This window comes from [Micrococcus luteus] ATCC 49442 (assembly GCF_010367585.1).
GTDB classification, from domain to species: domain Bacteria; phylum Actinomycetota; class Actinomycetes; order Actinomycetales; family Micrococcaceae; genus Arthrobacter; species Arthrobacter luteus_A.
Genome location: NZ_JAAAXP010000001.1, coordinates 1565951 through 1578281, shown reverse-complemented (window position 1 = coordinate 1578281; position 12331 = coordinate 1565951). Strand labels below are relative to the sequence as shown.

General features: G+C 66.3%; 9 protein-coding genes. 2 read left to right on the top strand and 7 right to left on the bottom strand.

Features of this window, described 5'->3' with window-relative positions; all coding sequences use genetic code 11:
- Nucleotides 1-51 precede the first annotated feature (51 nt).
- Both arfA and GUV69_RS07110 read left to right on the top strand, forming a co-directional pair.
- Nucleotides 52-1602, top strand: coding sequence for an arabinosylfuranosidase ArfA (gene arfA / locus GUV69_RS07115; RefSeq protein ID WP_370590729.1), 1551 nt, complete (start codon nucleotides 52-54; stop codon nucleotides 1600-1602).
- Between the two features lies 1 nt (nucleotide 1603).
- A complete protein-coding gene (locus tag GUV69_RS07110; RefSeq protein ID WP_244292643.1) occupies nucleotides 1604-2653 on the top strand; it encodes an arabinan endo-1,5-alpha-L-arabinosidase in 1050 nt (349 codons plus the stop codon).
- Here GUV69_RS07110 and GUV69_RS07105 read toward each other — a convergent pair whose 3' ends face one another.
- From GUV69_RS07105 to GUV69_RS07075, 7 genes are all read right to left on the bottom strand, one after another.
- Nucleotides 2654-3661 (bottom strand): LacI family DNA-binding transcriptional regulator, encoded by a 1008-nt coding sequence (locus tag GUV69_RS07105; RefSeq protein ID WP_164200976.1) that lies wholly within the window; start codon nucleotides 3659-3661, stop codon nucleotides 2654-2656.
- Nucleotides 3662-3713: 52 nt separating this feature from the next.
- A complete protein-coding gene (locus GUV69_RS07100; protein ID WP_164200974.1) occupies nucleotides 3714-6056 on the bottom strand; it encodes a beta-L-arabinofuranosidase domain-containing protein in 2343 nt (780 codons plus the stop codon).
- A 17-nt stretch (nucleotides 6057-6073) separates the two neighbouring features.
- Nucleotides 6074-6970, bottom strand: a complete 897-nt coding sequence (locus GUV69_RS07095) for an aldose 1-epimerase family protein (protein WP_164200972.1) — start codon at nucleotides 6968-6970, stop codon at nucleotides 6074-6076.
- The gene (araA, locus tag GUV69_RS07090) at nucleotides 6967-8487 is read right to left on the bottom strand and encodes an L-arabinose isomerase (RefSeq protein ID WP_164200970.1); all 1521 of its coding nucleotides are present in this window, start codon (nucleotides 8485-8487) and stop codon (nucleotides 6967-6969) included. Before araA ends, GUV69_RS07095 begins: the two co-directional genes overlap by 4 nt.
- Before the next feature lie 45 nt (nucleotides 8488-8532).
- Nucleotides 8533-9231, bottom strand: a complete 699-nt coding sequence (locus tag GUV69_RS07085; protein ID WP_164200968.1) for an L-ribulose-5-phosphate 4-epimerase — start codon at nucleotides 9229-9231, stop codon at nucleotides 8533-8535.
- The gene (gene araB, locus GUV69_RS07080) at nucleotides 9228-10979 is read right to left on the bottom strand and encodes a ribulokinase (protein WP_164200966.1); all 1752 of its coding nucleotides are present in this window, start codon (nucleotides 10977-10979) and stop codon (nucleotides 9228-9230) included. Before araB ends, GUV69_RS07085 begins: the two co-directional genes overlap by 4 nt.
- 105 nt (nucleotides 10980-11084) lie before the next feature.
- Complete coding sequence (locus GUV69_RS07075) at nucleotides 11085-12104, bottom strand: LacI family DNA-binding transcriptional regulator (protein ID WP_164200964.1); 1020 nt, start codon at nucleotides 12102-12104, stop codon at nucleotides 11085-11087.
- Nucleotides 12105-12331 lie beyond the last annotated feature (227 nt).

Sequence of the window (12331 nt, the reverse complement as noted above, 5' to 3'; positions counted from 1 at the left end):
CCCAATCTCCAACCGACCAACTTACAACGTTATAAAGAACAGGAAAGAACCGTGACCATCACCTCCGCTGCTGCTGAACAGACCGATTTGGCTGTTGTGGCACCCGCCGTCATTACCATCGACCGCTCCGCCGTTGTTGCCCCGGTCAGCCGCCGCATCTTCGGCTCCTTCGTGGAACACCTGGGCCGCTGTGTCTACGACGGCATCTACGAACCGGGCCACCCCACCGCCAACGAGGACGGCTTCCGGCTGGACGTCATCGAACTCGTCAAGGAGCTCGGCTCCAGCACCATCCGCTACCCCGGGGGCAACTTCGTCTCCGGCTACCGCTGGGAAGACGGCGTGGGACCGCGCGAGCAGCGTCCCGTCCGCCGCGACCTCGCCTGGCACTCGCTCGAATCCAACCAGGTGGGCCTGGAGGAATTCGCGCGGTGGTGCAAGCTCACCGGCTCCGAGCTGATGATGGCGGTCAACCTGGGCACCCGCGGCATCGAAGCGGCCCTCGACCTGCTCGAATACGCCAACCACCCCTCCGGCACCGCACTCAGCGAGCAGCGGATCGCCAACGGCGCCAAGGACCCGTACAACATCCGCATGTGGTGCCTGGGCAATGAGATGGACGGCCCGTGGCAGATCGGCCACATGTCCGCGGAGGACTACGGCAAGATTGCGGCCCGCACCGCCTCGGCCATGAAAACGGCGGACAAGGACCTGGAACTGGTGGTGTGCGGTTCGTCCGGGTCCTCCATGCCCACGTTCGGCGAGTGGGAGCGCGTGGTCCTGGAGCAGAGCTACGACTATGTGGACTACATCTCCTGCCACGCCTACTATCAGGAACGCAACGGCGACCTCGGTTCCTACCTCGCGTCCTCGCTGGACATGCAGTACTTCATTGAAACGGTGGTGGCCACCGCCGATCACGTCAAGCACAAGCTGAAGAGCAAAAAGACAATCCAGCTCTCCTTCGACGAATGGAACATCTGGTACCTGGACGAGCACCAGGCCTCTGATGAGGTCAACGAGGAATGGACCCACGCCCCGCGCCAGTTGGAGGACACCTACTCCGTCGCCGATGCGGTGGTGTTCGGCAACCTGCTGATCACCCTCCTGAAGAACCATGACCGTGTCGCCGCAGCCTCCCTCGCCCAGCTGGTCAACGTCATCGCCCCCATCATGACCGAACCGGGCGGCGACACCTGGCGCCAGACCACGTTCTTCCCCTTCTCTGTCACCTCACGCCTTGCAAAGGGCGAGGTGCTGCGCCCGCGCATCGAGGCAGGGACCTATACGACGGCGGTGTACGGCGAAGCGCCGCTGGTGGATGCTGTAGCAACAGCGGACGCCGCCACCGGCGAGTCCGCCCTGTTCCTCGTGAACCGCAGCCAGACCGAGGCCATTGACGTGACCATCAACGTCTCGGACCTCAAAGCCACGTCCATCACTGAAGCCGTGACCCTGCACGATGCGGACGTATACGCCAAGAACACCCTTCAGGACCAGGACCGGGTGGGCCTGAAGCAGCTCGACGGCGCCGTCCTCGACGAGGGCACGCTCACGGTGACGCTGCCCCCGGTGTCTTGGTCCGCCGTCGCGCTTGGCTGAGATGCGCTTTTGGCCGAAAAGCTCCGCTGCGGGCCGCCGCAGGGATATATGTTCCCCGCGGCGGCTGGCAGCGGTGCTTGCCGCCGTTGTTGTCCTTGTCCTGGCCGGCTGCGCTGACGCTCCCGGTGCAACGCCGGAGGAAAAACCTGCCGGACTAACGGGGGACTTCTTCACACACGATCCCGCGCTGGTCAAAGGGGAGCGCGGCGGGCCCTGGTTCATCTATTCCACGGGCAACGGGCAGGTGGCGGACGGCAACATCCAGGTCCGGCGCTCCGATGACGGCGTGGACTGGGAGTACGCCGGGGAAGTCTGGCAGGAAAAGCCGGCCTGGCTGGACGCGGCGGTGCCGGGCGTGGACAACCTGTGGGCGCCGGAGCTCTATGAATACGATGGCACCTGGTACCTGTACTACTCCGCCTCAACCTTCGGCAAGAACCTGTCCGTGATCGCGCTGGCCACCAACTCCACGCTGGACCCGGCCGATCCCGCCTACGAGTGGGTGGACCGCGGGCAGGTGATTTCGTCCAAGGGGGAGCGGTTCAACGCCATCGACCCGGGTATCGCGGAGGACGAAAACGGGACGCCTTGGCTCACTTTTGGTTCCTTCTGGACCGGCCTCCAACTGGTGGAGCTAGAGTGGCCCACCGGATTGCGCGCCGGCATGGAAGATCCCGTGACCATCGCCGACCGCAATGCCCCGCCGAACGCCATCGAAGCGCCTTACATCCTGCCCCGCGACGGCAAGTACTACCTCTTCTTCTCCCGGGACTTCTGCTGCCAGGCCATGGAGAGTACTTACAACATTGCCGTGGGCAGGTCGGACAGCATCACTGGGCCCTACCTTGACGCGGAGGGCAGGGAACTGCTCGACGGCGGCGGCACGCCCGTGTTGGGCACCGAGGGCGGCCGTGTGGGGCCGGGCGGGCAGTCCGTGTCCGGGAACACCATGGCGTTCCACTACTACGCCGGGGAACTGGACGGTGCGTTCCGGCTTGGCCTGGCAGACCTTGGGTGGAAGGATGGCTGGCCGGTGGCGCAGTGGGAGTAGCTAACCCACCGTCGATTCGCGCGCCACAACCTGGAACGCCGTCTCGATCTCACGGGGCGGCGTTCCGTTCGGGTCCTTGATGCGTTCCATCAGCATCCGGATGGCGGTCTCCGCGATTTCGGTGCGCCCGGGATCCACGGTGCTCAGGGTGGGCAGTGTGTAGCGGGTTTCGTCGAGATCATCGAAGCCGATCACCGCGACATCGTCCGGCACGCGGAACCCCGCCTCCTGCAGGACGCGGACCGCGCCCTGGGCCAGGGTGTCGTTGAGCCCGAAGACGGCGTCGAAGGTCACTCCGCGGTCCAGCAGGTCGTGCATGGCGGCGGCGCCGTTGGACCGGTGCCAGTCCACCACGTAGGCGACGATGGCGTCGTCGTATGGAATGCCCCGGCTCTCCAGTGCTTCCCGGTACCCGCGCAGCCGGAGGCCGGCCGAGCCGATGACTTCCCCTTCGTGGGCGCCCACCACGGCGATCCGCTTCCTTCCAAGGTCCAGCAGGTGTTCGGTAGCTGCCCGGGCGGCGGTGACGTTTTGCATCGTGACATGGTCGGAGGAGCTGCCGAAGATGCGCTCGCCGAGCAGGACGATCGGCACGTCGGCCTTGATCAGGGCCGCGTCCTCCTGGCCCAGGGCGAGGGGGCTGAAGATCAGGCCATCGGACATCTTGAGCCGGGGGCTGGCCATGACTTCAAGCTCCCGCTTCCGGTCCGCCCCGGTCTGTTCAATCAGCACAACGAGTCCGTGTTTCGCGGCGGCTTCGATGACGGCGTCGGCCAGCTCAGCGAAGTATGGAAGGCTCAGCTGGGGGAGTGCCAGGGTGATGGCGCCCGTGTGCCCGGAGCGCAGGCTGCGGGCGGTCAGGTTGGGCCGGTAGCCGAGCTCCTCAATCGCCTTTTCAACCTTGGCCCGTGTTGTGTCCCGGACGTGCGGATGGTTGTTGATCACGTTGGACACGGTTTTGAAGGACACACCCGCCACGCGTGCCACGTCGTGAAGTGTTGTTGCCATTCCGCGTCCCTCTGCTGAATTTCGCAGGCCGGGCGACCTGCTAAGAGCTACTTTACAACGTTGCATCGCCACGCAGGACCTGAACGGACAGCAGGTCGCCGGTGACTGCGCCGGACAGGGCATGGACCGAAAACGTGAACGTTCCCGGAGCCCCGGCTGCAAGCATGAAGTCCTGGATCTCCACAGTACCGTCCAGGGAAGTGTTTTCCGGTTCGCCCAACGGCACGCCGTTCAGGCGCAGTTCCTCACCGCGTCCCTGCCTCGCTGCGGCGCGGAACCGGACACGCAGCACAGCTGGTGCGTCACCAGTGCCGGCCAGCATGTAGGAGAACCATCCGGTGGCACTGCGCCAGTGAACCCCGCCGCTGCCGCCGGCCCGCGTGGATTCGCCGGCAAAATGGTGGTCGGCTTCCGGTTGCTGCTCGCCTGCGGTGACGCAGTCGATGACATCCGCAGCATATCTAGCTCTGGCATCCAGGCTCGCCAGCTCCGCGGTGCGTTCCCCGTCCGACGGTCCCGTGGGCCAGTAGACGGTGTACCGCTCGTCGTGGATGCCGGCAAAAGGTTCCAGCCGGACACTGACCTGATCGCCGTTCAGGCATGCGGTCAGCTCGGCGGTGAGCGTCCTCCGGTCAAGGAGTCCGACGGCGTCCGCGGGCTTGGGTGCCGTGACCACCGGAGTGTTGGCGAGGGGAACTTTAGTTCCGGATGCGACGTGGCCCATGCGTTCATCCGGTGCTTCGAAACCGGGCACACCGTTTGCGCCTTGACGGGCAGCGAGGACCACCGGTCCGTAGGTGAAGGAGACCCACGGTGAGCCGTCGGGCAGGGCCTCGGCCCTGACCTCGGCGCCGAGCCGGATGGAGACCTTCGTGGTCCCTGTCCAGGTCCGGTGGATGGCGAGGTCCCGGTTTCCGGGGAGGGCGTCCAGGCGTTGCCCGCCGGCGTCGGCCTCAATGCGCGTTGCCCAGCCCGGGCGTCGGAGGCGGAGTGTGAACTCGGCGGGCTCATCAGCGGTGATGTGCACGGTGGCGGTGTCGGAGCGGGGAAAATCGGTGTCGAGCCTGATGCGGACGCCGTGGTCCGCCCAGTCCAACTCGGACGGTATGTACAGGTTCACCGCGAGGCCGTCCGCGCCGTGGCTGTAGATGAGTTCACCGTAGCGGGAATGGTTTTCCAGGCCTGACCCGACACAGCACCACATGGATTCCTGCGCCTTGGAATAGACGCGGTAGTGGGCTGGCCGCATGGGTGTGAAGTAGGCACAGCCGCCCTTCTCCGGATGCTGTGAGGAGAGGATGTGGTTATAGGTGGCGCGCTCGTAGAAGTCGATGGCAGAAGGGTCGCCGGTGCGTTCGAAGCGGAGTTTGGCGAGTTTGAGCATGTTGTAGGTGTTGCAGGTTTCCGGGCCCTGCTCGTCCTGGACCATGGATGCGAAGTCACCTGCGGCGTGGAAGTGTTCGCGGACGCTGTTGCCTCCGATGGAGACGGTGCGGCACGCCAGCACTGTGTCCCAGAAGAAGTCAGCCGCCCGGGCAGCGTCGGCGTCGCCGGTGACCGCTGCGAGCCTGGCGTAGCCCACCACCTTGGGGATCTGGGTGTTGGCGTGGAGCCCGTCCAGCTCGTCGCGGCCGGACGCGAGGGGGTCCAGCACGGCGCGGTGGGCGAACCTGCGGGCTTCGCGGAGGTAGTCGTCCCGGCCGGTAATGTCCGCCAGGAAGGCAAATGTGTCGTTCAGGCCGCCGAACTCGGTGCGCAGCATGTCCTCGAAGGACTCGTCGTCCAAGGTTGCGGAAATTTTCAGCCACCAGTCGGCCAGTGCGGTGAGCATAACGAGCGCGTGCGTGGAACCGGCGTAGGTGTGGGCATCGAGCAGGCCGGCGAAGATTTTGTGCAGGTTGTAGAGCGGGACCCAGCGGCCGTTGAGGGTGAACAGGTCCGCATCAACTTTCCCGGCAGCAAGTTCCTTGCCGAGCCCGCGGCCGCCCGGGACTCCGCCCACGTACCCGTCGCCAGCGGCGGCCTGGCACTCGGCGAGGACAGTGAGCACGTAGTCCAGTTTTTCCCGGATCCGGGGATGTCCGGTGGCCGCCCAAAGCTGGGCGCAGGCGGACAGGTAATGGCCGCCGATGTGCCCGTCCAGGCCGTCGGCTTCCCATCCACCGTAGCCGGGTGCCGCCGTCGGGAGTCCCGCTTCCCGGCGGAACGGCGCGAGGAGCCGGTCGGTGTCGAGGCTGAGGAGGTAGCGAAGGCCGACGTCCTGGGCGTGCTTGAACCCGCTGTCCAGCAAGCGGACGCTGGACAGCGGGAACGACGACGTGTGGTGGCTCATGGTGGCCCCCTTCAGGAAGGTGCGGGTGGAGGAAGCCGGAGCGGCGATGTGAACTCTGCGCACCAGAACAGTGCGCCCGGTCAGGAGTCGAAAATGCTCCACGACGCTGTGTGCGTGGCGCCCGCTTCGAGTCTGACCAGGTCCTGGCCGCTGTTGAAGGCATCCGGCGGACAGGTCATCGGTTCCACCGCGAGTCCAAGCCGGTTGGCTGCCGGCGGGCGCTTGTCTGCAGTGTGGATCTGCAGCCAGGGGCAGCTTTTGTCCCACGACATGCCAACGCCTGTTCCGCCCGGGTCGCGGATAAGGAGCCGGGCACGCCCCGAGGCGTCGAAGGAGATGCCGGTGAAGGCGTGGTCAATTTCCGTGGTTCCGATCCTGCGCGCTGCGCGGAAGTCGAACGCATGGGTGTCCACGGTGCGCAGGCCCACGGGCAGCAGTCTGTCCGGGGTCACGTCCAGGACGTGGCTGGCCGGGAACTCAAGCGTCCACTCGTCCAGAGGGGCTGGTCCTGCGAGGAGGTAGGGGTGGGGGCAGACGCCGTAGGGCGCGGTGCCCGTTCCGGTGTTGGTCGCGGTGACACGAGTGTGCAGGCCGTCTTCCTTGAGGTGGAAGCTGGCCGAGAGGTGGAGCCGGAACGGATACCCGGGTGCCGGTTCCAGGGAGCAGGAGAGGGCCACAAACGAGCTGTTTTGTTCTTCCACCTCCCAGTCCCGGGGAAATACTGTGCCGTGGAGGGCGCAACCGCGTTCGGTCTCGTTCACGGACAGCTGGTGTTCCACGCCTTCGAACATGTACTTGCCGTCGGCGATGCGGTTGGGCCACGGCGCTGCGATGATGCCGCGGTAATCCGGGATGGGTCCGCCTTCGGGGAAAGGAACGATCAGGTCCCTTTCCCCGTGCCGCAGCTGGCGGAGTGCCGCTCCGCGTGCCGTGACGACGGCAGAGTACAGCCCGGACCTGAGCGTGTACTCGTTCACAGCCCGCCAGCGAGCTTGTAGTAGGCGGCGTTCCAGTTCAGGTCCTTCTTGAACTGGCGGATGGTGGTGTCCCCGTCGATGGTCAGCAGCTCGGTCCTGGCAATCTCTGCGAAGTCCTCGAAGACGTCCATGCCGACGGCGGTGCTGAGCACGGTGTGGTGCGCAGCTCCGGCGGTGAGCCAGGCCGCGGCGCTCGTGGCGAAGTCCGGCTTCGGCTGCCACAGGGCGCGGGCCACGGGAAGGTTGGGCAGGGGCTGGTCCAGCGGCACCACGTCCACAGCGTTGGCCACCAGGCGGAAGCGGTCCCGCATGTCCGAAAGGGCCACGACGACGCCCGCGGAGGCATCGGCGTCGAACACCAGGCGGACGGGGTCTTCCCGGCCGCCGATGCCCAGCGGATGGACTTCCAGGCTCGGCTTGCCGGCCGTCAGGGACGGGCAGACCTCCAGCATGTGTGCGCCCAGGATCTTCTCCGAGCCGGGCTCAAGGTGGTAGGTGTAGTCCTCCATGAGGGAGGCGCCGCCGGGGAGGCCTGCTCCCATGACCTTGGCGGCGCGGACCAGGATGGCGGTCTTCCAGTCGCCCTCGGCACCGAAGCCGTAGCCGTCGGCCATCAGCCGCTGCACGGCCAGGCCGGGGAGTTGGCGGAGGGCGCCGAGGTCCTCGAAGGACGTGGTGAACGCAGCGGAGCCGTTCGATTCCAGGAAGCTGCGCAGGCCCAGTTCGATCCGGGCGCCGTAGCGGAGGGAGTCGTGCCGGGCCGCGCCTGCGCGGAGTTCCGGAACCACGTCATAAAGGTCCTCGTATTCCGCCACCAGGGTGTCGACGTCGGCCTCTGCGGCACCGTGCACAGCCTCCGCGAGCTCGTTGACGGACCAGGTGTTGACGGACACGCCGAAGCGGAGCTCGGCTTCGGTCTTGTCGCCTTCGGTGACTGCGACGTTTCGCATGTTGTCGCCGAAGCGGGTCAGCTTCAGGGTGCGGACGGCGGCCCAGCCGGCGGCGGCGCGCTGCCAGACGCCCACCTGGCGGGCCACCTCCGGGTTGGAGACGTGGCCCACCACCGTCTTGCGGGCGATGCCCAGGCGGGACTGGATGTAGCCGAACTCGCGGTCGCCGTGGGCGGCCTGGTTGAGGTTCATGAAGTCAAAGTCGATGTCTGCCCAGGGCAGGTCGCGGTTGGCCTGGGTGTGCAGGTGCAGGAGCGGCTTGCGCAGCACGTCCAGCCCGTTGATCCACATCTTGGCGGGGGAGAAGGTGTGCATCCAGGCGGTGACGCCGATGACGGAATCGTCCGAGTTGGCTGCCAGCGCGGTGCGGCGGATGGCGTCAGAGTCGGTGAGGACCGGCTTCCAGACGATCCTGACCGGGACGTCCGGGGAACCGTTGAGCTGGTTGGCGATCTCCTGGGACTGTGCCGCCACTTGCTTGAGGACGTCCTCGCCGTAGAGGTGCTGGCTGCCGGTGAGGAACCAGACCTCGTAGCCGTCAAGGGAAGTGTGTGCTGCGGTGCTCATGTGGGTTCTCCTGCAAAAGTAGGTTCGGGTGTGCCGACGGCGGGGTTACTGGCCGTAAACGTTTTGGTAGCGGGCGTAGAGGGAGTCGATGTTCGCCCCGTCGATGGCGACCGGCTCGCCCAGCTGCCGGGAAATGTGGACGGTGCGCGCCACTTCCTCGCACATCACGGCCGCCTTGACCGCGGATGTGGCGTCCTTGCCGATGGTGAACGGGCCGTGGTTCTGCATCAGCACCGCAGGCGAGTTGGAGTTTTTCAGCGTCTCCACAATGCCTTGGCCGATTGAATCGTCGCCGATGAGCGCGAACGGGCCCACCGGGATGGAGCCGCCGAATTCGTCGCCCATCATGGTCAGCACGCAGGGGATCGACTCGCCCCGGGCCGCCCATGCCGTGGCGTAGGTGGAGTGGGTGTGGACCACACCTCCGACGTCGGGCATGTTCCGGTAGACGTAGGCGTGCGCCGCGGTGTCCGACGACGGCGACAGCGGGGGATTGCCCCAGTCGCCATTTTTATCGCCGTCCACGGGCACCCCATGGAGGTCGGTGACCACCATCTGGCCGGCGGTGAGGTCTTCGTAGGAAACGCCGGAGGGTTTGATGACCATCAGGTCGTGGCCGGGAATGCGGGCGGAGACATTGCCGGCGGTCCACACCACAAGTTCGTATTTGGTGAGTTCGGCGTGCAGGGTGCAGACTTCCTGCCGGATCCGGGCGATGGTTTCCAGGATGTTCGCGGTGCTCATGCGGAGGCTCCAACGGGTGCGGGTGCGGGTGTTGTGGCGGTAGGGCCGGCTGCTGACGCGGACCGGCGCCGGATGGCTTTGAGCCGGTGCATCACGTCGTTGGCGCCGCGCCCGAAGTAATCGTGCAGCGTCCGGTATTCCTGGAACAGTTCCTCGTACGCGGCAACGTTCTCCGGGATGGGGGTGTAAACCTCGCCCGGTTCGGAGCCCATGGCGGCGGCGGCTTCGCGGATGGTGGCGAATTTTCCGGCCGCCACGGCGGCATGGATGGCGGAGCCGAGGGCCGGGCCCTGCGCAGACCCGATGGTGGAGAGTTTCAGTCCGGTGACATCGGCGTAGATCTGCATCAGCAGCCTGTTCTTGAGGAGCCCGCCGGCCACGATGAATTCCTTCACGGGAACACCGGAATCGCGGAAGGCGTCGACAATTGTGCGGGTGCCGAACGCCGTGGCTTCCAGTAGCGCCCGGTAGGTGTCCTCCGGCCGGGTGGCCAGGGTCTGGCCTACCACCACGCCGGAGAGTTCGTGGTCCACCAGCACCGAGCGGTTGCCGGAGTGCCAGTCCAAGGCGATGAGTCCGTGCCCGCCGATGGCCTGGGTTGCGGCAAGTTCGGTGAGGTACTCGTGGATGCCCAGGCCCATTGCGGCAGCGGCCTGGTGGTATTCCGGCGGGACACCGTATTTGGTGAACCAGCCAAAGATGTCCCCGACGCCGGACTGTCCGGCCTCATAGCCCCAGAGCCCGTCGACGATCCCGCCGTCCACCACACCGCACATGCCCGGGACTTCGTGCAGTTCGGTGCCGTTCATAACGTGGCAGGTGGAGGTGCCCATAATGGCCACCAGCTGGCCCGGATCCACTGCACGGGCAGCCGGAGCGGTGACGTGCGCGTCCACGTTACCGACAGCGACGGCGATGCCTTCCGGCAGGCCCGTCCATGCGGCGGCCTCGGCGGTCAGGTAGCCGGCGGCGTCGCCGAGCCGGCCGATTGTGTGCTCCAGTTTGGTGCTGACGAAGTCCTTGAACCCCGGGTTCAGTGCGGCCAGGAAGTCCTCCGACGGGTAGCGGCCGTCCTGGTAGATGCCCTTGTAGCCGGCGGTGCAGGCGTTGCGCACGTACTGCCCGCAGAGCTGCCAGACGATCCAGTCCGCGGCTTCCACCCAATGGTCCATGGCGGCGTAGGCTTCCGGGTCCTCTTCCAGCAGCTGCAAGCCCTTGGCGAATTCCCATTCGGAGGAGATGAGGCCGCCATAGCGGGGCAGCCAGGCTTCGCGGCGTTGGGCGGCAAGCTGGTTGATCCGGTCCGCCTGTGGCTGCGCGGCGTGGTGGCGCCAGAGTTTCACGTATGCGTGGGGCCGGTTGGCGAACCCGTCCAGCTCGTTCAGCGGGGTGCCGTCCGCCCTAACCGGCACCATGGTGCAGGCGGTGAAGTCGGTAGCAATGCCGACGACGGCGGCCGGGTCGATGCCGGCGTCTGCGACTGCGGCGGGGACTGCCATGCGCAGGACGTCGCGGTAGTCATTGGGCACCTGCAGTGCCCACTCGCCGGGAAGCCGGGCGGCCATTCCCGCAGCAACGTCCGCCACATCCGCCGGCAGCGATCCGCTCACTACGGCGTGCGGATAGTCAAAGACACCGCTGCCCAGTTCCTTGCCGTCCCTGACGCGGACCACCACGGCCCGGCCTGACAGCGTTCCGTAATCCACGCCGATGACATATTGCTCGCTGCCGTCCACTGTGACGTCCATAAAACTTTCCTCCAGATTGCTGCCGCCACTTTGCGGTCCTGACTAATTGTGAGCGCTAACAAACCTGTAGTCAAGAGCCCAGGGACATGGATAGTGGTGGCCGGCTTAGGAAGCCGTGGAGGGCCGTCCCGTACTGGCGCGGGGAACGAGCCGCGGCGTGACCACTGTCGAACTCACGGCGGCACCGGCCTCGATCTCCTTCAGCATGATGTCCATGCACCGCCGGCCGAGTTCCTCGAAGTCCTGGCGAACGGTGGTCAGGGGCGGCGTGAAGTACCCGGATTCCGGCTGGTCATCGAACCCCACCACGGAGACGTCGTCGGGCACGCGGACGCCAGCTTCGCTGAACGCCCGGAGGATACCCAGCGCCATCTGGTCGTTGCCAACAAAGAGGGCTGTGGCTGTGCGCTGGACCGCAAGCCGGCGGCCGATGGCATAGCCGCTGCCTGCACTCCAGTCGCCTTCCTGCAGCAGATCCTGGGGGAGGCCGGCTTCTTGAAGGGCTGCGCGCCAGCCCTCGGCGCGCAGGGCGCCGTCGACCCAGCCGGAGGGTCCGGCCACGTGGCCGATCCTCCGATGCCCCAGCCCGATAAGATGGGCGACGGCGAGTTCGGCGCCGCGTTTTTGGTCCACCATTGCGCCGCTGATGGCCTCGTTGCCCAGGGATCCGACCGCGACGACGGGTACACCGGGATTGAATTCCTCAAGGATTTGCAGGGTTCCGGGGTGCGGAACAAGCACGGCGATGCCGTCCACTGACTGGTCCGTGAAGTGCCGCAGTGCGTCCAGGATGGCGTCCCGGCTGACGGATCGGAGTGCGGCGATACTGACGAAGTAGCCGGCATCCCGTGCGGCCTGCTCCACTCCGAGCAGGGTGTTGGCCGGGCCGTACTGGGAGAGTTCGCTGGCCAGCACGCCGATGGTCTGTGAATGCCGCGTCACCAGGCTGCGGGCAGCCGTGTTGCGCCGGTAACCGAGTTCGGCGATGGCTGCTTCCACCTTTTCCCGGGTGGCCTTACTGACGTTGGGATGGTTGTTGATCACGCGGGAGACCGTCTGGTGTGACACTCCGGCGAGTTCGGCCACGTCCTCAAGGCGCGGCAACCTGGCATCACTCTTAGTCATGGGCTTATTGTGGGTGACACCGCGGGCTAAACGCGAACAGGCGGTGCCGTGCGTCACGGACAGGAACGGGCCCGGGGACTCTTGGCTTTGATTTGAAGGGCTTGGACGCTGGTCCTCTTCGGATATCTGAGAGCGGGGCGGCGGCACCCGCCCTCCGTACCGCCGTCGAACGCCTGCCGGAAAGCAGACCAGCGCGTGCCCACCTTTCTGTCCTTGGGGCGGCATTG

Excerpts from the sequence above, each read along its gene's own strand:
- GUV69_RS07110 (WP_244292643.1), top strand. The coding sequence starts at position 1,604 with ATGCGCTTTTGGCCGAAAAGCTCCGCTGCGGGCCGCCGCAGGGATATA.
- GUV69_RS07105 (WP_164200976.1), bottom strand. The coding sequence starts at position 3,661 with ATGGCAACAACACTTCACGACGTGGCACGCGTGGCGGGTGTGTCCTTC.
- araA (WP_164200970.1), bottom strand. The coding sequence starts at position 8,487 with ATGAGCACCGCAGCACACACTTCCCTTGACGGCTACGAGGTCTGGTTC.
- GUV69_RS07085 (WP_164200968.1), bottom strand. The coding sequence starts at position 9,231 with ATGAGCACCGCGAACATCCTGGAAACCATCGCCCGGATCCGGCAGGAA.
- araB (WP_164200966.1), bottom strand. The coding sequence starts at position 10,979 with ATGGACGTCACAGTGGACGGCAGCGAGCAATATGTCATCGGCGTGGAT.
- GUV69_RS07075 (WP_164200964.1), bottom strand. The coding sequence starts at position 12,104 with ATGACTAAGAGTGATGCCAGGTTGCCGCGCCTTGAGGACGTGGCCGAA.